Origin of the sequence: Fluviispira vulneris (assembly GCF_014281055.1) — a bacterium.
Classification (GTDB): Bacteria; Bdellovibrionota_B; Oligoflexia; order Silvanigrellales; family Silvanigrellaceae; genus Silvanigrella; species Silvanigrella vulneris.
Window position 1 is genome coordinate 842,469 of sequence record NZ_JACRSE010000001.1, and the last position, 21,348, is coordinate 863,816.

The following is a 21,348-nucleotide window of genomic DNA, read 5'->3' on the forward strand; positions in this document are numbered from 1 at the left end:
AATTCGATATATAATATTGTCCACCAAATAAAACAATTTATCTCACCATTTACCTAAAGAATAATAAGACTTATTTTTCTTTACTTCATTCATGTCTATATCATCATATTCATCGTAATTTTCATTGCATGGTCGACTAAACGACTCATTGCAATATTCATTGAAATTCACATTTAATATTTTATTACTTATTAAAATTTTATGGTTATCTAATTCCCACTTCATATTGTTATTTGTAATATTCAAAACTTCAGATTTAAATACTAATTTTCCTGTTGCTTTAGAAAAATCATAATATTCATCACCATCCCATCTTTGATAAATAGAAATAACTCTTGGCTTCCATTTGGTCAAAAAATGAAAAAATTTATTTTTTTCCGGATAACAGATTGTAGCATAATATTTTTTCAACGGGCTCAAGGAATAAGAATAGCAATTATCAAAAAATAAAGTAATGTAAATAAACATGCAAAGTATTATTTTAAAAGTTAAAATATATTTATTTTTTAGCAATTGAAATAATGTATTAATAAATGTTACCGAGTCTTTTATAATTTCAATTACTAATATCAACTTTAAAAATTTATTTAATAATTTTATAATTATTTTTGTCATTTATTAACTTTCTTTTAAGAAAATTTGTTAGTTCCTTGCAGTTTACAAAACCTATGCATCTTTCTGGAGGAAGCTTATATATATTAAGAATATAATCAATTTCTATTGATGTATCATTTTTAGATCCACCCCAGTAAATTTCAAAATATCTCATTGGATGTTCATAGAATGAATATAAAATTTCATTATTAGAGTTATCATAAATAAAAATATTGTAGTTTGGAAATGCAGGAGTTGTTATAAATTCTAAATGCTTATAAATTTCAACCCGATATTTTCCGAAAGTACTAAAATTAATTTCTATTAAACTCGATCTTTTCATATCTTTATCATCTATCATAATAATATAATATATAAACGAAATAATTATAATAAGAAGAAATTTAACTCTATGCTTTAGAATTATTTTAAAGAGAATTATAATATTCTCCTTGTCATTATTATTGAGCATGATTTCCAATATCCAATTCATATTTAAATTGATCTTTTGGGAGTGGGATTTTAATCATATCTGAATAGTTTACAAAATCGCCACCTTTATTGTGCTTCTCTCTGTATTTATGAAAATGGTAATTTTGAACTAGAAAATACATTTTAATTTCTCCTTTTATAGGACATTCATAAGCTATATATTTTTGAGTTTCATTTAAATTCAATACACCTTCAAAACCCCAATAACCTAAAGGCTGTGAAGCAAATCTTCTTAAGAAAGTATCATCTAAATTAATTTTTTTTAATTTATCAATATATTTTCCTTTATCAACAAAATCATAATTATCTCTTAAATAAATAGCAACCTCTTTTACTTAAAAAAGACATTTATTTCTTTGTCCTTTCAGCATGGATACTTCGCCACGAGCGGCAATTTTTAAGTTGGAAGTCCCTATAGCACCAAAGAAATCATCAATAGGATCTTTTAAAATATTGCAATCAATGGGAGAAATATTATATTGGAAAAAGTTATCTATAAAATAGACCGATTTGCTAAAGTCTCCAAAATTCCATTTTTCTTCATGAATATTATTAATATTCTTCCATCTTCCAATTCTATTTCCTAGTACCTTAAGCCCCTCTTTAGAAAATCCAAATTTTACATTACCATTTTCAGTGTTTAATTTTAAAATTTCAAAAGCTTTTTTTACCTTTTGGAATTTTAAAAGTTCATCCATAGTCATTAAGTTTTGTATTACATGCGGCTCATATTTTTTAATTTCAGCCAAATATTTATCTATTTTATCATTGATATTTAAATAAAATGCTTCTGTTATTTTCCCTGTCTTCAATTTTAAATCCATAACATATGCCGGGAGTGAAAACCATTTTTCCATAATTTTTGGGGCTATATACCAAGATGAGCCGTCTGGATTTTTCATTTTTCGCATTGCTTCAGGAATATTGGTCAAGCGAAATCTTTTAACTTTAACTTCTGTAATTTCTTCTTCGTTATCTGTTTCAATTCCATTTAGCGCGCAGGTAGAAACTCCTGGTAAATACATTGTTGCTATATAAGGTATTGGACTCACAATAGGAGTGGCATATTTTAATTTGGTAAGATCTATGTTCAACATAATTTTATTCTTTCATTCAATGACAATTTTAGTTTGAGGTTTTAAATTGAATTTGCAATTACTTTCCTTAGTCATTAAAGTTTTCGTTTCTGCACTCTCATTTGTATAACCTCTTCTAAAATCTCCACTCTCTGATATAATTGAATATTGAATATTTTGCAGGTTCTCACTAGTTTCACTATCTTTAAATATAAATTTTTTATACTTTACTTCCCAAGTATGTTCTGTTTTTTCAGGCACATCTATTGTTAACTTAGAGCCGAATTGTGATGCTACAAGTGTGCATCCACATGAAGTTTTATGACCATGCAATGCAATTGGCATACCATTTATTTTAAATTTTTCAAATCCTTCTTCTATTGTTCCCACTCCATGAAAAGGAATAGGACAGGAGACTTTATCTCCTAAGCACGCAAAAGGCATTTTCATTATATTTGGTTTTAATCTTGGTATAGGTAAAACGACTCCACCACTGCTTAATGAATCTCCTTGAACAACAATCCCTAACTTCATCGTAATTTTCTCCAATGTTCAGGCTAATTCCATTTTTAATCCTGCACTCTCAACGCTTAATTCCGTGCACTTTATATTTATTTTACCTGCGCTATCAATTTCAATGATAGAATTTCCAACATGTATTTCAATCTTTTTTTGCGCTTCTAAAACTATTTTTTCCACTGCTTGTGCCATGATATTTTTCTCTGTTTTAAAACTCATATCTTGCTTACTATCAAGTTTCATAGTTTTATCTGTTTTGTGCTCAATTTGTTCCTTAGCATCCATATGAATACTCTTTTCAGAAATAAATTCCATTTGCATTTTTGAACTTGCAAACATATTTTTCTCTGTAATGAGTTCCATCTGTTCCTTAGAAGTTGCGAGCATATTCTTTTCCGTTATAAATTCCATCTCTTCTTTCGATGAGGAAAACATATTTTTTTCTGTTATAAATTCCATCTGTTCTTTAGAATGACTGAGCATATTTTCAGAAGTCTTCATTGTCATTGTTTTTCTTGATTGTGCCAAATGATCTCCAAACGATCGAATGCGCATATGCTCTGCTGCTGCAATATCGACGGAGGATTTTTTGTGATCCATAACGAGGAAGTTATTTTTCTTATTTTCAGATGGTTGATCGTAAATGGCGAGTACGTGTTTATTCTCTTTGGCGCTCACAGGATATTTGCACTTTTGGTTATACAGACAGCCGAGCACTACGGGCAGGTCGGGATCGCCATCTTCAAACGAAACAACCACTTCGTCACCATGGCGAGGGGTGACAAACATTCCATAATTTTGGCTTGCCCAGGGGCTCATAAAGCGGGCTAAAATATAATCTGATTTTACGGGTAAACCCTTATATTGCCAAGGTAACATCACTTTAATATAATTATTTTCACCATCGAGCTGTATTTTCTCATCATCTGCTTTTACGATCCCATGCATCGTCCCATCAATATAATTGCGTTCATAGTCTTGCTTTATGCCATATACTATTTCCGCTGGATGCATATTCATTTCTGTATAATATTGGCAATTATTTTTTCCGAATTGAGATTGGCAATTAAAAACAAAACGCAAATTATGCACCCGATAATTTTTTAACTTTTTTAATTCACCATATATTTTTTTGAATTTATCCCTGTCATAATTGGCATTCACTCTACTCCCTAAATAAATATCGAGACAATTTGTCATTCCACTGGCTTGAAAAGTCGGAAATGTGTTTTTTAATTCTAGTTTTTCTGCGCGTCTATCGAGAAATTTAATACTCGAATCGGTTAATGAGTATTTTTTAGCCCCCTCCTGCCCATAGGTCCATTTTAATTGCAAAGGGGTTTTGTGTTTAGGCGGAAGTTTTGAAACAGCTTCTTTGCTTTTTAAGGGAACACCATGTCTGCGCGCGTCGGAATCGAGCACTTGAATAGGTGCAGGAATGCCCGTATTTATAAAACGCAGGCCGTATAAAAAATTCTTTTTTTCAAACGATTGCTCAGCTAGCGTTTCCCACATAACACTTTGATCGTCGATTAAATCCAGCGTGGTTTCTTTTTTTATTCCTGTTGGAATTAACATCTCGGGTGCTAAAATTTCATCAAATATCATGATTTCGCATTTTTTATCATTGAAGGTAACAACATATTCCCAATCTTCTTCTTCAATCAGACGTAACACAAAATCCCAATGTGACTCTCCATTTTGCACACAATTGATTCGATTGCTTTTAACGGGATAGGTAATGCAAAAGTCAGGCTTAAATTTTTCGGTTAATAAACTCTCTTTGCAGAAATCCGCAAAAACATCTTCAATTATTTCTTCGACAGTTTTATTAACATAAGCGCGATAAGCATTGGTCTGTTGCATAAATGCAGGCAGAGGTGCCGCAGCGATCTGCAGAATGATTGTTTCGACCCCATCATGTTCAACGGAAGAAATTTGAAAGTTTTGGATATAACCATTGAATTCTCTGACTTTGAGCGAGTATCCATTGAGCAAGTGTGCATGAATTTCTTTGAAATAAAAATAAGCCGATATATTTTCGCTATCAATCACATGTCCATGCAATTGCATATCGGATAAAAATTTTACAAATTCATTTTTACTGAGTTCAATCCTTAAGTCTATTCTAAACAAAGAGCTTATACTTTCTTTAATTTCAAACTGGGAAACTCCACTTTCAAATATTATTTTTTTATCGGCAATAAACTCCACGATAAATCTATGGCCGGTGTTATTTTCAACCGCAGAAAGAACATCTAAGCAGGGATAAGGCTTGACCACTAATTTCTTTGCTGCACTGACAGCACTTCCTAATAAATCCATTTGCCCCTCACATAAATTGAATTATAAAATTAATCACGTTCAAATTGATAAACAAGATCACTTTCTGCAATTTCAGTTAATATTTTTTCAAAAATTCTATCTAATAGTAAATTTACTGTGTCTTCCCTATTTTTATTTGTTATTCTGTATCTTGAGATTAAAAGTGGTTTGCCTTCATCGCTCATGCGAGCCACAATGTACCAATCTTGAATAACAATACTATTTAGATATTTATAAACTGGATCTTTATAATTAAAATAATTATCTTTTATTTTTTTAAAGTACTCCATAATTTTAGGTAGATTATTCATTTTTTTACCAATAAAATAATTTAAATTATAAAGATAATTTAAAAATTCAGAGTCATAGAAGACTTCCGGATAAAAAATTGTCGGCATAACTTCAGTTATGAGATGGCCAAAACGAGAGTCATCTGAACTTGTTAAACCCATATTTTCTTTATTCAAAAACTGCATTTGCTCAAAGCAATCAATACACAAACCTTCTGTCATCAGGAGAGAGTCGGGTGCGACTGAACTTTTATTAAATATAAATGAATGTCTGATATCAAATGGAATATCCAGTGAAAATTTAATTTCTTTCACAATCGACATATCACTGGCAAGAGGATCTTTTGTCTTTAACTTAAAATTATAAATGTGTGATTGGTTGATTTCTAATATATGATCGTCTTTCAAACTGGATACAGGTAGCGTAGCAGAATTTTCATTTATATTTAGATTTACATTGGTGATAGATTTTTGATAAATGCTAAAAACTGGGATACAGTTTGTTTTAGCGAAATTATTATATTTTAGTAGATTGTCGAACAAATAAAGATTTAAAGGAATGATTAAACTGAAATTATCTCTTTTTTCCGAGAGCTGTTCTTCTAAGTTAATATCGATATAAAAATAATGATTGAGTTTATTCAAGACGTTTAAAAAAACAGAAAGCTTGTTTTTACTTGTAAAGAATATAGACTCTTTGCGCCTATCTTCAAATATGGGTAAAGTTATATTTTTTCTCTTGATTTCTTCTCTAACTTCGTATGAAGAAAAGGTGAAATTATTTTCATCTTCAATGAGACAATTGAATAAAGAAAAGGTATTTTCAATATTCTCGAATTGGAAGTACACACGCATAGTTTTTGTTGTTTCAAGGGCTGATGCAAAGACTTTATTTTTAAAATCCAAATGCAAAAAAGCTTGCGACATGTTTTTACTAAAGTAAGATTTTTCAATAAAATATGGTGTTATATACTTTGGACTTAAAAAAGAAAATTTTAAATCTTTATTATCCTGTTTTAGCTTTAAGCTTAGAACTTCTTTTCGTTTCATGTCATTCAATATTGAGTCAAAATTTTCATATGCTTGAAACTCGACCACACTCGAAGAAATATCGGGTCTGAACCATTCTGGAAAAACATTTTCCAGGAATGCCATTACTTTATTTGCCATAAGACTTTTGCGTGTTGCTTCTGACTCAGTCAGCATAAAAGAAAAAGCTTCAAGTAGTTTCTCTGTTTCTGTGTCAAGGAGTCCATTGTGCCCCATACCGAAGTGCTGTGTCAGTTCAGGAAACTCCGATGTCATAGAACTGATTTCGTGACGCATTTCATTTAAATGTTTTGCCATAACATTTTCAAAATTCATGTATACACCTCAGTTTAATTGATTTTTAAATTTTTCTTTTTCTTCTTCCGTTGAATTTTTAAAACAAGCAAATTCACCATCAAAAAAATGGAAGGTTAAATAAATATCGAATTCTTCTTTGCTGATAAAATATAAAGCATTGACTTTATATTTTTTAATGAAATTTACTATTTTCTGTTGATGACGTGTGTTTAACTTCATAATGACCATACAACCACATTGATTGATATCCAAGTATGATCCAATAAAAATTGGAAAATTCTTGTTGGCTAATGTGTTATTTTCTATTCTTATTCTATGATGAACATCTTCAAAAAGCTTTATATCATTATAAGAATCAATGCAGTCCTCGAATTCATTTAGAACAAATTGAATTGTATTTTGTTTATTTAAAAGCTTAGTTTTATCAATACTAAAGTTTAAATAATGACTTTTAACACTTTCATTATCGATGGCTTCACTTTTCTGTATTTTTTTTAAAAATTTATTCACAAAAGTTGCTATTATGAGTTTTTGCCTCTCGTTCAATACTTTAAATTTTTCATAATATATTTCAGGCAAAGTAACCTTAAAGGTTGAAGCTATATTTTTTTCATTATCTGGATAATATACGAGAGATTTGAACAATATTTGTTCAAACTCACTGATAATACTTTTCATTACTTCATCCTTAGTTCAACGGAGTATTTTGAATTTATTTTTGAGGTCTTATTTAGAAGCGCTTCGATGAACTTGGCAATTAAAGTCACACCACCGAATTCATAATATTTTTTTATTATCTCAAGAGTTACGCAGTATCTCTTATGAAGAAAACATCCATGGACGTTATGAATTTGCGTCTTTTTATTCACTTCTTCCGCAACTCTAAATTGATAAATTATCTTTGAAATTATTCCTTTATAATATTGTGTGATCTCAGAAAATAATTTTAAAGCATCCATAAAGTCAGAAAACTTTATGTTTTCATCTAGTAGATTCATATTCATATTAAAAATAGACTTGTAAAAGTTTTTATTTTTATCTGGATTTAAATAAAAATTTGTCTTTGATGGACTTGAAATCGTGGTAAACTCAAATCTGCTGCTCTTTTTTAGGCGCATTTTTGCCCCTGGCAGGATAAAGTGAGCTTCTTTTAAATTGGAAAATTTAAAATAGGGCACAATAATAATATCTTTTTCTAGTTTTTTAAGTATTTTTAAGTAGAAATGAATTTCGAGTCCATTTTTTGTTTTGGTATATTTTTTGATGAGACGATAATCTTCTCTTTTTCTTAAATAAACGTTCTTATGGTTTAAATCGAAAAATTGGATATGGTCAAATCCTATAAAATTCTTTTTCGAAGCTTTGTCTAACGTAAGAAATGGCTTCGTTCCTGCTTGCAAATAGATTGGATCGCCTCGGTTGATAGAATAATTTTTGCAGGAGAAGCAATTGGTATGAGCATAATTTTTAATATCTAATGACTCATTTTTAAAATCATCCAATGGAATAATAACTATAAATTCTTCATTGTTTTCAATATTCATCTGCAAAGCAGAAAAATCAATATCTAAAAAGCAGTAGTTGTTCATATAGTTTATAAATTGAAATAAATAATACGTGATATTATCGGCAGTATAAATTGACCTATCAAGCATATTTGTAAAAGAATAGCTTATTGCATTTGGATTTAAAACGAATTTTTCGTTCTTGTGTAAAACTTCAATTTTATTTTTATTGAGTATAAGATTATCAAGCAATCTATAATAAAAATTGAACTTGCTATAATCTAGAAATATTTTAATTTTTCCTAAGCGATTTATATCTGCAAGTGTTTTAAATTTTAACACGAGAGAATGCTTACCGTTGATTACTGAGAAAGAAGATTCTTCGATATCTATGTGAGAAAATTGAATGGGTAAGTCATTTGAAAATGGGTATTCATCTTTAAGTGCAGGATCTGTTGAAAGAAATGCTGTGTTTTCTTTTATATGGAAATTTTCCCACTGTTGCCAATCCTGAATTTTGGGTTTTAGAATAACAGATGAAACCGTGGGCTCAAACCATTCTGGTAAAAATAAACTCAGGTCATTTGTCGACATTTGTTCCGAAGTATCAACAAAATTTATGTTACTTTGTGCCATCATATAAGCGAAACTTTCAACAAGCCGATCCGTTTCTGGATCATTGATGGCATCGCCTTTGGCAAAGAGAGCTGGAAAAAGATTAGGATTTCTTTTACCAATTTCATTTGTTTCGGATTTTAATTTTTCTATGAGTCTAGCTAACTCTACTTGATAAATATTCATAGACCTCATTCTTGCAATCCAAATACTTTTTTTGCGTTTTAAATAATAATAAAAATCGTCTTTTATAAACTTAAATTTGCAACAATTTAAGTTTTTTTTATTGTAATATTCATTTTTGCAAATATTGATTCATTATTTTATTGAAGAAAATTCAGAGCACTCTTGTATCAAAAGAAGATACAATAAATTATCCACAATTCTCTTATTGCTATCTTTAACAAATTCTATTCAAGTAAAATAATGCCAACTTTCAATATCAAAGTTTAAATCTTCGCCTTGCTTGTAACATTAAATGCAAATTCATTCAACTCTATTATTTGAATTATTTTTTTTATTAAAATTAAAATTAGGGTGTTTTTTTTTAAATCAATATAGTTATGGGTTGATCAGTTATGGATCTATTATATACTTAGCTTACCAATTTCTTAACACATACGTGAAGCAAAAACACATTCTCTTTTCCCAGCAAAACCTTTTTTCTTTAAAAGATTAAAATGATTCTCTTTTAGTTTTCGTTTGAGCATACTTTTAGAAGCATAGGTTGCAAAAGCTGAAGAGGAAGCACAATTTTCTTGGGAAAGAATATTATCTATATAACTTTCATGCCAAAGATCGGGAGAGGAATTGGCACTAAAGGCATCAAAAAAAATACCGCTGGCTGGTTTTGTTAATTGTGTTTCGCTTGTGAATTTATTATTTATGACAAAATTATTTTTGAGAATAAATTCTCTTATAAATAATTTTAATTCATTCTTATCTACCGAAAAATACTCACTGTTTAACTGAAGAATAGAAGAATAGCAGGCATGAAAAGATTTCGGTAAGGACTTGTCCAAAAAAAATGCTGTAAAAAACTGAATTAATTTTTCCTCTTTTTCAAATGAAAAAATAAATAATTTTGAAAGATATTCGTCTGAAATATTTTTATTTAGAAGATACGCAAAAAGCATAATTTCAATATAACCCACCCCAAGTCCAATTGATAAAAAAACGGGATCTAAATTATTTTTAATGACAAAATCCACTACAGGCAGATAGACATAAATGGTTTCTGAAAACGATCCACTTTGACTGTGCATCAACTCTGTCTGGATTTCGTCTGAAACAATTGAAACAGTCCATGAATTGTCTTGGGTTTTATAAAAATGTGCAGAAAAACCATCCTTATCGCGATAATCACCAATTTGTTCTTCGTGGTTCTTTAATTTATCCATAACTTGTTCCAAAAATATTTTCAATAACACATTTTAGGCAATCAACAAGTTCTGCTTTTACAAATTTTTCCATAATTCATAATTATTTTATAGAGGCCATTCCAATTTTCCCTGAAACATCAAGCATTCTCTGATTGCGCACAAATTTTTATGCCCTATGCAGCACTTAAGCTCTTCTCAGTTATTCTTATTAAGCAAAAAATATCAATTAATAAGAAAGTAATACTTAAACCAATCTATTTTCTCTGTAAATATTTTTTACATTTTAGTAAAAATGTATGTATTAAATAATTTAAATATTTGATTTTATTAATATAATTATTATATAAAGAATACCATTTTTTGTATTTTCTGCTTACAAACAAGCCCTCTATAGCTCACCATAATTTATTTTATTAACTTATAACATCTCTTAGGATGAGTGATTATTGGGATAACTTTTGAAAAAAGGATAGCTTAAATGACTCTATATCGTAACAAAATTATAAACTTAGGGATATGTCTTGCCGGTGTATTATTCGCAAAAAATATTTCAGCAGCAGAAACTTTAAATTCATCACAACTTTTCACACCTTTGGTAAATAAAAACCACGTAATTTATACCATTTATAACGGAGAGCAGATTGTTAAATCCAATGACCCAAATTATAAAGCGCAATCCATTCTAAGATCAGTTCAAGGTTATAAAGAGCCGCCCAGCTATCCCGCACCAGCGTTGGATTCCGATAAACTTACTGAATTTGTCTCTACTCATAACAATTCATTGCCATTAACTTGGGGTATAGACACCGAAAGGACAACTTGGAAAGGGGAACAGAGCTATTCTAGTTTGGGTAATAAAGATTTTGGTACCGAGCTTTATTGCACAAGCACAGATGGCTGCCGTGGAGAAATATCTGCAGCAATAATTTCTCACCCATCGGTTTGGACATCTAGTTATTCAACTCTTTCTTGGGATTATCCGACTTTAGCAGTGCATTTTTTAAATAAAGATAACAATATAAGCAGTGGATTTTATCTTGATTCGACAAGTAATGCGCAGTCACAAATAGATAATATTATAGACAAGATCTATATATCAGATGGTCAAGGACATTTGAATGAATTAAAACCTGGAAATAATAGCTATACCAAAATAAGCTATAATGTAAAATACAATGAACCTATAGGTTATTTTTTAATTAAATCACTTCCGAATGAAAAGACAACTCTCTGGGATATTGACTATATAAATACTTATGAAACTACAAACGGAAAGCAACAGATAACGAGTGCAAATGGATCTGATGAAACTTTAAGTGCAGGGACTTTTTGGCAATTGGGTTGGACGCAATATGCTGGTGAAAACACAGGCTACAATCAAACAGAAACAATCACTCATGGTATTACAAAAACAAACTCTACTAACCTAGGCTTTCAAGTGGGAGAGAAGATCAGTGCAAATGGAGTCATAGTCAATGAAGAGACCTCATTTACTTTCCAAGCAAATTGGGGTTGGTCAACGCAAATACAAGATCAAACAAGCTCTTCGTTACAAATTGAATTTCCAGCAAGACCCGAGCGCAGAGTTTTAGGTATTTATAAATTGATGATTGGTGTGCATACCAAAGCACCATTTTTAGAAAATTTCTTAGCGGACAATAATCGTAAGGGATTTAATGGTCATATTTATGCAAACCCAATTCAATTGCGCTTAGCAAGATCTTTACCTAATTCTGTGCTTAATGCAGAAAACTCTACAGATGCAATTTCGCAAGGAGGATCCAATATTCATGCCTCTGTAGCTGTGGACTATTGATATTTAAAGTATTTTAATGTTCACTGAATTAATTGTTATTTTAAAATAAAGTAACAATTAAAACGGAGGTGTATTTAATTCACCAGGAACTTTATCAGACGAAATAAAATTATCTTTTGCCTGTAAACACTGTGAACGCAAATTTTCGGCAATAGGATTATTTAAATTAAGTGAAATTGCAGTATCGATCTCTAAGAGAGCTTCATCGAATTTCTTTTGTTCAATATAAATTCTAGTCAACTCAATATAGAAGTCACTAGAATTGTGTAAAGCAATAGCTTTGCGCAATTCTTCTTCTGCAGATTCTAATTTCCGCATGGATAAATAAAATTGCGCCATGTCAAAATGTTTTTGCGCAAGCAAAACTCCTTCATGCCGACAGGCTTCGGCAAATCTTTGCGAAGCTTCATCATAAAAACCTAGGTCACTTAAAATAATAGCTGCATTAAATTGTGCTTCAATATAAAAATGATCTGCTGCAATGGCTCTGTCGAAATGTCTTAGAGCTTCTGGGAGATCTCCTTTCATCAAATAAAGTAACCCCATTTCATTTAACCAATCCGCCTTTTCACCATTTTGCTGAATTTGAACAAGTCCTATATTTTCAGCAAGATTAAAATCACCTGCAAACAAAGCTGATTTAAAATCATTCAAAGAGTTTTGCACGAAAAGCTCTCCTTTCAAAATATATGCAAATCATACCAAGAAATGTTGAAGAATGAAAATGAATGTGTGAGAGTGACGCGAACAGAAGACTGTTCCAATTTCATCAATTGTAAAACCTGCATAAGTATGTGGGAGTTAAATATTCACTCGGGAGTAGAAATGAAACTGCAACATGGAGCAGCGACACTGGTTCTTGGCGTTCAATATGGTGATGAAGGTAAAGGTAAGCTAGTAGACGTTTTGGCCGAACAAGCCGATTTGGTTTGCCGTGTTCAAGGAGGAAACAATGCTGGCCATACTATTTGGGTAAACGGAGAAAAAATAGTCACACAGCTTCTTCCCTCAGGAATACTCAGGGATAATTGCGAAATCGGGATCGGAGCAGGAGTTGTTGTCGATCCCTTTGTTTTGCGTGATGAGCTGAAGAAAGTTAAATCTCAAGGTTACGACATCACTCCCGAGCGTTTGCATGTAGATTACCGTGCGAGCGTTATTTTGCCCTACCATAAAAATCTCGATCTCAAGCGTGAACTTGAACGCTCTAAAAATACAGCGAAAATTGGAACAACGGGACGAGGAATCGGCCCAACTTATGCCAGTCGTGCTTACAGAGAAGGACCACGCATAGCCGAAATTTCAAGCCCTGAAAATTTTCATGCCTGGTTGAATGCCAATCCACATTTAAAAGAAGGTCTTGAAGGTAAAGTTCTTGACGAATTCCTTGAAACCGCTGAAGCTTTGCGCTCTTATATGAAAGACTTAGCAATGATTGCCAACAACCGATTGGCACAAGGTGCTCGTGTCCTCCTCGAAGGCGCACAAGGCGCAATGCTCGATGTGAGTTTTGGTACTTATCCATTTGTGACTTCAAGCAACTTGGTTGCGGGTTCCTGTGCAGGTGGGCTTGGCATCCCTCCTTGGAAAATAAGTAATATTTTGGGTGTGATAAAAGCCTATTCAACCCGTGTGGGTAATGGTCCCTATCCAGCTGAACTTTTTGGAGATTTTGCTGATGAACTGCGTAAACGTGGTAATGAATTTGGCACAAATACAGGTCGCCCACGGTCTGTTGGCTGGCTCGATCTCGTAGCACTTCGCTATCTCTCCAGAATTAATGGCTTAACAGGTCTTGCAATTATGAAAGCAGATGTGCTTTCTGGTATTGAACATATTGGTATTATCACTGCCTACCGAGACAAACGCACACAAAAAGAAATGGTTGGCTATCCAATGACTCAATCAGCATGGGAAAATGTTGAGCCTGTGGTAGAATATGTTGATGGTTGGGAGTGCGTGGCAAATGGACCACAGCTCAACAAACAGTATCAAGCATTTATAAAAAAGGTAGAAAAATATATAGACGTTCCGAGTGTTTATATCTCTACTGGCGCTGAGCGCAGTGAAGGTCTTTGGGTGTGAAAAAAACACCTAAAACGTGGTATTGCTTTTTCAAAACGATCAAGTACATTATAAATGTATAAACAACAATTATAGCAGATTTTTTTTAAATGCTATAATTTTTTTTCATTTTGCGGAGAATGGAACCCATGACGCTTAAAGGTAATGCTCTCATTATTCAATCTGGCGGTCCAACAGCTGTAATAAATCAATCTCTCACAGGAATTATGACTGCAAGTCGCGATTATCCCGAAGAAATTCATAGAGTCTATGGAGCCTATCATGGTTTACATGGTGTGTTATACGAAAATTTTCTCGATTTATCCGCTGAAGAAAATCGTATTTGGCAAAATATCGCTGTTTCACCCGGAGCCGCCCTTGGTTCTGCTCGGATAAAACCCAGACACAGTGATTTAGAAAGAATTTTTGAAGTTTTCTCTGCCCACGATATTAAATTTGTTTTTTACAACGGTGGAAATGACTCTGCCGAAGCAGCCCAACTCATTCGTGAAGAAGCTAATAAAAGAAATTATCGTGTCCGCATTCTCCATATTCCAAAAACCATCGACAACGATCTTATGGTCACCGATCACTGTCCTGGTTATGGCAGCGTAGCTAAAGTTGTTTCGCATATTATTGCAGGAGATGATTTAGACAATCGCAGCTTTTTTAACAGTGTTAAAATAAATGTCGTGATGGGTCGCCATGCTGGGTGGATTGCTGCTGCAACAGCAATTGCTAAAAAAGGTCACATAGATATTGAAGATGATGATGAAGTTGGTCCACATCTTATCTATCTTCCTGAAGTTGAATTTAATGAGAAAAAGTTTTTATCCGACGTGCAAAAAACATACAATCGTATCGGACGCGCAACGATCGTGGTTGCAGAAGGTATAGCCGATCAACTTGGCGAGGAGCGTTTTGCAGGTGAAGTTGATGAATTTGGCAATGCTCTGTTATCAAGCTCAGGTAAACTTGGAGATTACTTAAGCAATTTGATAAAAAAGAATTTATTGTACAATACTTCCTTTGGTAAGTTACGTTGCCGTGCTGATACATTGGGCTATTTGCAACGCTCGTTAGCAGGTATGGCTTCACACACAGATCAAGCAGATGCATTTTTGGTAGGATCGATGGCTGTGCATTATATTATGAAAGGGGAATCAGATAAAATGGTGACCCTTGTGCGTGTCCCAGGCGAAAATTACAAATGCGAGACATCTTTGTGTGACCTTAAACTTGTTGCGCAAAAAACTAAACTCATGCCTAAAAGTATGATCAACAGTGAAGAAAATGGTGTCACTGAAGAGTTTTATCAATATGTTCTTCCCCTTGCGGGTTGCGTTCCTGAATTAAGAGCATTAAAAGCAGCACATATAAAGAAAAAATTATTTGATTACGTTCGTCCTGACAAATAAAAAGTCGATATTTAAATCGACTTTTTATTTTTGCAAAATTATAATTTTGCTTTAAATGCTTCAAATTTTATTTTCTCTGATGAATCAGGATTGACAATTTTTAAATTTCCAGCAGCATCTTCTCCCAAAATTTTGTTATTATCAACATATAATTGAATATTCCCATCTGAGTTTATAATCCATTTTTGTGAATTTACGTAAGCACAAGAACGAACAGCAAAATTATGATCGTCTATATATGTAAGACATGAATTTTTATCCACACGTGATTTAAAAACTTTTTCTTCATTGTCATAACCCCAGATTTGCCCCCGTTCATCTTGGCAAGTTTCTAAGTTAACAATTCCATTTTCACTTTTTAAGTTTGCATCCCTTTTTTCTACACTTAAACATTTTGTCGTACTAAGTCCATTCATATTTTGCAAACGAACATTTTGTTCGGGCTCAAAAAAAGGAGAACTCCAATCCACTGTAAACCTTTCTTGCGCGTTTACTTCTGGAATGGGCTTCGCAGTGTATGATGGAAAATACCAATAGTATCCACCTACCGTTGCGATACCCATAGAAACACTTCCTAAAATAACTCCAACTTCTGCGCTTGTACCTATGCTAAATGTTGATTCACCCACTTCATTTTTATCAGCTTTATATATTGCCTGAAAAGAAGGTGTGAAAGATTTATAGCTGATTGCTGAGAGATTTAGCTTTTCCTTATTTATAACCTTATCATCATTTAAAACAAATCGTGTAAAGTAACAATCTCCGAACAGTCCTCCAAAATCTTTTGTAGTTAATGCATTACACATTTTTGCTTCATTCATTTTGCTATTCCAGGTCCACCGTGCGGCTCCGTCATAACTATTATTTTCAACATAATACTCATATGTTTTAAAAGAAACATTTCGAGTTTCAGTAACCTGCCTTGATATGTCTAAATCAATGGACCCGCTCGGATTGAGATCTTTATCGACTCCGAATTTGATCCCACCTTTCATTCCGACTGTTACCCCACGAGACTCATTGACACTCATTTCGGGATTTGTATTTTGTGGAAAAGTAGCGACAAGTCTTACATTTGGGTTTTGCTCATCTGACTGTACCCAAAAATTATACTTACTTGCAAAAGGCCCGACGAACTCATTTCTACTGCCTAAAAAATTTCCCCACAGCACTTCTTCTTTAATTTCATCGGTAATATGCCAACCTGTTCCACCTTCTTCGAAAGGAGAGACTGTGATAACCAGGTATTTACCATCTTCAGTACGGGTCACAGCCCCTGTTTTTTCGTCAGTTTTTTGCAGAGCAATCGAACCGTACATATCTATTTTATAATTCAATTCTACAAAAGCTCTTTTATCACAATAATCTTTCATATACTCTGGATAATCTTCATATCCTTTATACATATTCATTTTGCAAGATAAATTTCTTTTCAAAACAGTTATTGTTACAGATGGTTTTTTTAGTTGATTTTCAGCGGGGGAGGAGCGCTTAACTCTTTTCCGTTTCTGCTCGAACTTTTCTATTTGGAAATTTTTTTCAGATTCAGAAATATCACTTGGCATAACAATGAATTCAGGCCCGTTGGCACCTTTTCTTAAAAGCACTGGGGCATTGTCGATGCTAATTCCGCTCGAATGCTCCATAATTTTTTTATTAGATTCGCTTTCTTCAATGTTTTTATTGTCAAATATAAGCACTTTCCCATTTTCATAACCATCTTCAATATTTTGCAAATCATTCTTTTTATCAACGATGATATGACTTGAAGATCCAGTTAAATCTGCTGCTTTTGCCTTTGTAAAATCAGGATAATACCCTATAATAATACTACCCAATCCAAAACATAGTATTTTATTTTGATAAGAAGCAAGACTCACTGTATCCTCCAAATTTTACAAATAATTTAATTGACAAATACTTTCTCAACTTAATTAAGAATAAGTATTCCAGAAAAAATATAAATATTTAATTTTAATAATATTAGAATGTTTTACCTAAACAATACTTATCATATTGTTCATTTAAAATAGCTTACCATTAATGAAAGACTTGTAAAGAAACATTTATTAAACATTAAATAGTATGATATAATTATTAAGAAATATTAAAATTTTATATCTTTTATATATTTGTATTTACTAATATTTTGCAAAATTATTACACAAAAACTTTAAAAAATTAAAACTAAAAATTTTTTATATATGAGTTTTAAACTCGAATAAAAAAAGCACCCATTTAAAAATGAAATTTAAATTCAAAAAAACTCAATAAAATAGATATTTTTATTGAGTGGTATAGAAAAAGTAATATTTATATATTTAATATATTTATCTTAATACTTTTAGATTCTTATCATCTTCTTCACATTGTATTCCTCCAAACTTATACCGACATTTTATACCACAGCTCGCCATTTTAAACTTAATTATACATCTGTATTGAGGTTTAGAAGCACACACTGCAATACCAAAGTGTTCTTTACAATCATATCCACAAATTACACCATTAAAATTACTAATACATGATTCATATTTGCTTTGTTTACAATCTGCTCCCCAAAGACTTTTCACGCAGCTTTTACCGCAGATTCTCTTATCATTAAATTCAACACATTCATTATAAATATTTGACTTATTACTTTCTTCTTGAATTCTTTCACCACAAAAAATACCTTCACTATTTTTGATACATACATCTGCTGCAAATGATGAAAAACTAATTAAAATAAAAGAAAAAATAAAAAGAAACACAAACCGCATAAAAAACTCCCAAAATAAAAAATTCATATACCATTCAATTTAGCAAATGAAAATATAATATTTTGATTGACCTTTGAAAATTCTCTATAATTAAGAATAAATACTCATAAAATACAAAAAATATATTATTAAAAAAAATAGCTCATATGGTATTACAGATTTATAAAAAATGGTTTATTATATAACGTCGGTGATGTTTTACGTTTTTACTTAAGGAGTTCATATGAAAATCAATATTGGCTTAACTAAGGCAAATACAGAGAAAGTGGTTGAAATTCTTTCACATTATCTTGCAGATTCCTACTATCTCTATCTGAAGACACATAATTTTCACTGGAATGTAACGGGAATGCATTTTCAGAATCTCCACAAACTTTTCGATGAACAATACAATGCCCTTTTTGCTAGCTTAGATGAAATTGCTGAGCGTATTCGCTCTTTAGGAGAATTTGTCCCTGGCACCTATATTCAAATGAAAGAATTAACTTGCATAAAAGAGACCAAGGAAATCCCTAAAGATAAAGAAATGATTAAGATTTTATTAGATGACCACGAATGTGTGGTGCGAAATTTACGCAATTGGATCGAGGAAGCGAATGGTGCTGGTGATGTAGGAACTGGTGATTTTCTCACCGCAAGAATTGAAGAACATGAAAAGACGGCTTGGATGCTGAGAAGCCATTTAAATGATTAACACACATACTTAAGTCTTTTTTAAGAAGATGACTCTTTTTCATTATATTCTTTTAAATGATTTAAATTTGTACAGGCCTGAGTATAACCTGTTTGGCAGGCTTTGTCGAAAATATCCCGAGCCAATGCCTGTTTCCCTTCACGACTGTGCATGACACCTAAATTGGTACAGCCCAACATATTTCCTTTGTCACAGGCTTTCTTATAGGCAGACATAGCTCCAAGGCTGTCACCATTGGTCAACTCTATTTTCGCTAAATACAAGCAACCAATAGGATCCCCTTTCAGGCATCCTTTTGAATAAAATTGATATGCCTCTTTTATTTTACCGTTACGTTCCTTGATGGAAGCATAATTTGTACAAGCTAGGGGATTGCTATTTAAACAAGCGAATTTAAAATAATACTCAGCTTGGGCAGTGTTTTTTTCATTAAAAAATATATTACCTAAATACAAACAACCTTGACTGTCACCGACTTTACAGCCTTTTAAATAAAAGTCTTTGGCTTTAGTCATATTTGCCGACTTTTCATGTAATACACCTAAGTTTGTGCAACCAACAGGATCTAAATATTTACAGCTTTCACTAAAAAGTTCGAACGCTTTTTGATAATCACCTTTATCAAAAAAAGATATCCCTGATTTTGTACAAGAATTTGCGTTTACTTTACATTTTATCCCATTATCTTGCAAAATTTTATCTTGTGTTTGGGCTATAATAGGAAAAAATAAACTCATATAAAAAAGCAATAAATATCTTTTCATATTCCCTTTACCAATGCTTTATGTTGAGTTAACAAAGCAATCCACGAAGAAAATTTTTCTGAATCAAAGTTATCATTTGCTTCCATATTTTCAATAGAATGCTCTAAACTTTTTCCTTCACTCATATTTTCAATAAAAGAAATATACTCCTCAGGAATATGCAAAACTTCAAAAGAACATGCTGAGCTTTTATACAGTAATAGACTTTCTGCTACATTTTGGATAGCAGAAAATTTCTGAACGCGTATTTCTTCTATCTCTTGAGATATTTCTTTACTCAAAGAGCTGCCTGCCGCATCGAAACGATCTTCTATCTCACTCGCAACATTATACATTTGGTAAAGAGGCCACTCTGATTTAATTACACTATGATTACGTTGCAAAAATATTTCTGAAGGCTTTGGTATAAAAGAAGATTTATAAATAAAGTTCTCAGTCAACGGATTTTCTGCAGATAAAACTTGATCGCGGATAAGGCACAAGCGCATAAAATCTGGAACAAAAGGACATTCTTTAATATTTTCATTTTGTTCTAAATAATTTGGAAAATCGAATAATGAGTCGATCATATTTAATGAAGTTGGATTTTCTAAAAAATATTCAATAATAAATCCAGCGACGAATTTTTTCTCAAATAAACAACTTGCCAAATTAAAAACGGTTTCAGGAAAAACTGAAGAGATCCTGGCAAAGTAACCTGTTCGATATGCTTCAATTCGATGCAACGTATTTCTTTCGAAAACATTGCCCATTTTATCTGCAAAAGAGTTTATAATATCATCGACAGGATTTTTCTGAGTTGTTCTCAAAAAAAAATCCTGTATTTCTTTTAATTCTTCAAATTGCATAATAAATTATTTCCAAAATTGATTTCGTAAATAAGCTCTTCAAATGGAGCTGTATCATCATCTCTTTCAATAATTGCAGTTCTAAAACCAATGTTCTTTAAAGCCCATAACATGAGTTTCCAAACATTTTCACAGGCAAGTTTGTCATGTGTATCAAATAAAAAATCATCTAAAACCGAATGCCCTGCAATATGATATTGATTCACATATTCAGGTTTTACTTTAGCAATTTCTACATCTGCATCATACCCATGATTGAAAGCTGAAACATATATATTATTCACATCCAATAAGATACCTGCACCTGTCCTTTTACAAATTTCATTTAGAAATTCGATTTCTGAATACTCATTGTCTTGATAAGATACATATGAAGATATATTTTCAAGAGAATATTGGCGTCCAAGTATATCTTGAATTTGAGATACTTTATCACATATTAAATCTAAAGTAACAGCATTAAATGGAATCGGTAAAAGATCAAAACTGTTATGAGTTTTTGAAGCGGAAAAACACAAATGATCCGAAACCACTTCTGGATTAAGAATTTTTAAAAAATCTCTTAATTGATAACAATATTCTTTATCTAATTGTTCTGTTGAAGCTATATTCATGCCAACACCATGAACAACGACTTTTGTTCTTTCAGCTATTTTAAAGAGGTGAAAGAACCCAGGTCCACCTTTTAAATACATATAATTATCCGCCATGATTTCGAGCGGAGGCAATTGAGAAATTTCATGCCAAAAAGAATAATGAGCAGCCCTTAAGCCTGCTCCAAATATTCCTGCCGGATAAGTTAAAACTCCTCTTTCAATCTTTTGAGATGAAATCACA

General features: G+C 31.9%; 18 protein-coding genes and 1 pseudogene. 4 read left to right on the plus strand and 15 right to left on the minus strand.

Annotation, left to right across the window (positions count from 1 at the left end; all coding sequences use genetic code 11):
* Window positions 1–42: 42 nt before the first annotated feature.
* The 9 genes and pseudogenes from H7355_RS03390 to H7355_RS03435 form a co-directional block, all read right to left on the minus strand.
* Complete coding sequence (locus tag H7355_RS03390) at window positions 43–615, minus strand: hypothetical protein (RefSeq protein ID WP_186645197.1); 573 nt, start codon at window positions 613–615, stop codon at window positions 43–45.
* A complete protein-coding gene (locus tag H7355_RS03395) occupies window positions 584–1,066 on the minus strand; it encodes a hypothetical protein (RefSeq protein ID WP_186645199.1) in 483 nt (160 codons plus the stop codon). Before H7355_RS03395 ends, H7355_RS03390 begins: the two co-directional genes overlap by 32 nt.
* Window positions 1,056–2,183 (minus strand): annotated as a pseudogene (locus H7355_RS15990) (DUF6402 family protein). The gene H7355_RS03395 and the pseudogene H7355_RS15990 overlap by 11 nt, the downstream one beginning before the upstream one ends.
* 12 nt (window positions 2,184–2,195) lie before the next feature.
* Window positions 2,196–2,696 carry a PAAR domain-containing protein gene (locus tag H7355_RS03410; RefSeq protein ID WP_186645205.1) on the minus strand — a complete coding sequence of 167 codons (501 nt, stop codon included), beginning with the start codon at window positions 2,694–2,696 and terminating at the stop codon, window positions 2,196–2,198.
* Between the two features lie 18 nt (window positions 2,697–2,714).
* Window positions 2,715–5,006 (minus strand): contractile injection system protein, VgrG/Pvc8 family, encoded by a 2,292-nt coding sequence (locus H7355_RS03415; protein WP_186645207.1) that lies wholly within the window; start codon window positions 5,004–5,006, stop codon window positions 2,715–2,717.
* A gap of 29 nt (window positions 5,007–5,035) precedes the next feature.
* Complete coding sequence (locus H7355_RS03420) at window positions 5,036–6,661, minus strand: type VI secretion system baseplate subunit TssF (RefSeq protein WP_186645211.1); 1,626 nt, start codon at window positions 6,659–6,661, stop codon at window positions 5,036–5,038.
* 9 nt (window positions 6,662–6,670) lie between these two features.
* Window positions 6,671–7,321 carry a hypothetical protein gene (locus H7355_RS03425; protein WP_186645212.1) on the minus strand — a complete coding sequence of 217 codons (651 nt, stop codon included), beginning with the start codon at window positions 7,319–7,321 and terminating at the stop codon, window positions 6,671–6,673.
* Window positions 7,321–8,949, minus strand: a complete 1,629-nt coding sequence (locus tag H7355_RS03430; protein WP_186645225.1) for a type VI secretion system baseplate subunit TssF — start codon at window positions 8,947–8,949, stop codon at window positions 7,321–7,323. The genes H7355_RS03425 and H7355_RS03430 overlap by 1 nt, the downstream gene beginning before the upstream one ends.
* 425 nt (window positions 8,950–9,374) lie before the next feature.
* Complete coding sequence (locus tag H7355_RS03435) at window positions 9,375–10,163, minus strand: MnmC family methyltransferase (protein WP_186645227.1); 789 nt, start codon at window positions 10,161–10,163, stop codon at window positions 9,375–9,377.
* A 460-nt stretch (window positions 10,164–10,623) separates the two neighbouring features.
* Here H7355_RS03435 and H7355_RS03440 point away from each other — a divergent pair, with 460 nt between their 5' ends.
* Window positions 10,624–11,961 carry a hypothetical protein gene (locus tag H7355_RS03440; RefSeq protein ID WP_186645228.1) on the plus strand — a complete coding sequence of 446 codons (1,338 nt, stop codon included), beginning with the start codon at window positions 10,624–10,626 and terminating at the stop codon, window positions 11,959–11,961.
* 57 nt (window positions 11,962–12,018) lie between these two features.
* On the opposite strand, the gene H7355_RS03445 is transcribed toward H7355_RS03440, so the two are convergent.
* The gene (locus H7355_RS03445) at window positions 12,019–12,627 is read right to left on the minus strand and encodes a tetratricopeptide repeat protein (protein WP_186645229.1); all 609 of its coding nucleotides are present in this window, start codon (window positions 12,625–12,627) and stop codon (window positions 12,019–12,021) included.
* 159 nt (window positions 12,628–12,786) lie between these two features.
* On the opposite strand from H7355_RS03445, the gene H7355_RS03450 reads away from it, so the two are divergent.
* Window positions 12,787–14,046 carry an adenylosuccinate synthase gene (locus tag H7355_RS03450; RefSeq protein WP_186645230.1) on the plus strand — a complete coding sequence of 420 codons (1,260 nt, stop codon included), beginning with the start codon at window positions 12,787–12,789 and terminating at the stop codon, window positions 14,044–14,046.
* A gap of 128 nt (window positions 14,047–14,174) precedes the next feature.
* Window positions 14,175–15,443 carry a diphosphate--fructose-6-phosphate 1-phosphotransferase gene (locus H7355_RS03455; protein WP_186645231.1) on the plus strand — a complete coding sequence of 423 codons (1,269 nt, stop codon included), beginning with the start codon at window positions 14,175–14,177 and terminating at the stop codon, window positions 15,441–15,443.
* 38 nt (window positions 15,444–15,481) lie between these two features.
* On the opposite strand, the gene H7355_RS03460 is transcribed toward H7355_RS03455, so the two are convergent.
* Together H7355_RS03460 and H7355_RS03465 are read right to left on the minus strand one after the other, a co-directional pair.
* Window positions 15,482–17,323 carry a leukocidin family pore-forming toxin gene (locus tag H7355_RS03460; RefSeq protein ID WP_186645232.1) on the minus strand — a complete coding sequence of 614 codons (1,842 nt, stop codon included), beginning with the start codon at window positions 17,321–17,323 and terminating at the stop codon, window positions 15,482–15,484.
* Between the two features lie 450 nt (window positions 17,324–17,773).
* Entirely contained in the window at window positions 17,774–18,205 is a 432-nt protein-coding gene (locus H7355_RS03465; protein WP_186645233.1) for a hypothetical protein, read from the minus strand.
* Window positions 18,206–18,428: 223 nt separating this feature from the next.
* Between H7355_RS03465 and H7355_RS03470 the strand changes: the two genes are divergently transcribed.
* Window positions 18,429–18,899 carry a Dps family protein gene (locus H7355_RS03470; protein ID WP_186645235.1) on the plus strand — a complete coding sequence of 157 codons (471 nt, stop codon included), beginning with the start codon at window positions 18,429–18,431 and terminating at the stop codon, window positions 18,897–18,899.
* 20 nt (window positions 18,900–18,919) lie between these two features.
* Here the strand turns inward: H7355_RS03470 and H7355_RS03475 are convergent, their stop codons facing one another.
* The 3 genes from H7355_RS03475 to H7355_RS03485 are packed head-to-tail and all read right to left on the minus strand — an operon-like array spanning window position 18,920 to window position 21,347.
* Window positions 18,920–19,663, minus strand: coding sequence for a tetratricopeptide repeat protein (locus H7355_RS03475; RefSeq protein ID WP_186645237.1), 744 nt, complete (start codon window positions 19,661–19,663; stop codon window positions 18,920–18,922).
* Complete coding sequence (locus H7355_RS03480; RefSeq protein ID WP_186645239.1) at window positions 19,660–20,511, minus strand: hypothetical protein; 852 nt, start codon at window positions 20,509–20,511, stop codon at window positions 19,660–19,662. The genes H7355_RS03475 and H7355_RS03480 overlap by 4 nt, the downstream gene beginning before the upstream one ends.
* Complete coding sequence (locus H7355_RS03485) at window positions 20,493–21,347, minus strand: DUF692 domain-containing protein (RefSeq protein WP_186645241.1); 855 nt, start codon at window positions 21,345–21,347, stop codon at window positions 20,493–20,495. The genes H7355_RS03480 and H7355_RS03485 overlap by 19 nt, the downstream gene beginning before the upstream one ends.
* Window position 21,348: the final 1 nt, after the last annotated feature.

What these genes read in the sequence shown, in the direction of transcription:
- H7355_RS03455 (WP_186645231.1), top strand. Translation starts at nt 14,175, where the DNA reads ATGACGCTTAAAGGTAATGCTCTCATTATTCAATCTGGCGGTCCAACA.
- H7355_RS03435 (WP_186645227.1), bottom strand. Translation starts at nt 10,163, where the DNA reads ATGGATAAATTAAAGAACCACGAAGAACAAATTGGTGATTATCGCGAT.
- H7355_RS03465 (WP_186645233.1), bottom strand. Translation starts at nt 18,205, where the DNA reads ATGCGGTTTGTGTTTCTTTTTATTTTTTCTTTTATTTTAATTAGTTTT.
- H7355_RS03480 (WP_186645239.1), bottom strand. Translation starts at nt 20,511, where the DNA reads ATGCAATTTGAAGAATTAAAAGAAATACAGGATTTTTTTTTGAGAACA.
- H7355_RS03470 (WP_186645235.1), top strand. Translation starts at nt 18,429, where the DNA reads ATGAAAATCAATATTGGCTTAACTAAGGCAAATACAGAGAAAGTGGTT.
- H7355_RS03440 (WP_186645228.1), top strand. Translation starts at nt 10,624, where the DNA reads ATGACTCTATATCGTAACAAAATTATAAACTTAGGGATATGTCTTGCC.
- H7355_RS03430 (WP_186645225.1), bottom strand. Translation starts at nt 8,949, where the DNA reads ATGAATATTTATCAAGTAGAGTTAGCTAGACTCATAGAAAAATTAAAA.
- H7355_RS03475 (WP_186645237.1), bottom strand. Translation starts at nt 19,663, where the DNA reads ATGAAAAGATATTTATTGCTTTTTTATATGAGTTTATTTTTTCCTATT.
- H7355_RS03415 (WP_186645207.1), bottom strand. Translation starts at nt 5,006, where the DNA reads ATGGATTTATTAGGAAGTGCTGTCAGTGCAGCAAAGAAATTAGTGGTC.
- H7355_RS03410 (WP_186645205.1), bottom strand. Translation starts at nt 2,696, where the DNA reads ATGAAGTTAGGGATTGTTGTTCAAGGAGATTCATTAAGCAGTGGTGGA.
- H7355_RS03450 (WP_186645230.1), top strand. Translation starts at nt 12,787, where the DNA reads ATGAAACTGCAACATGGAGCAGCGACACTGGTTCTTGGCGTTCAATAT.
- H7355_RS03395 (WP_186645199.1), bottom strand. Translation starts at nt 1,066, where the DNA reads ATGCTCAATAATAATGACAAGGAGAATATTATAATTCTCTTTAAAATA.
- H7355_RS03425 (WP_186645212.1), bottom strand. Translation starts at nt 7,321, where the DNA reads ATGAAAAGTATTATCAGTGAGTTTGAACAAATATTGTTCAAATCTCTC.
- H7355_RS03390 (WP_186645197.1), bottom strand. Translation starts at nt 615, where the DNA reads ATGACAAAAATAATTATAAAATTATTAAATAAATTTTTAAAGTTGATA.
- H7355_RS03420 (WP_186645211.1), bottom strand. Translation starts at nt 6,661, where the DNA reads ATGAATTTTGAAAATGTTATGGCAAAACATTTAAATGAAATGCGTCAC.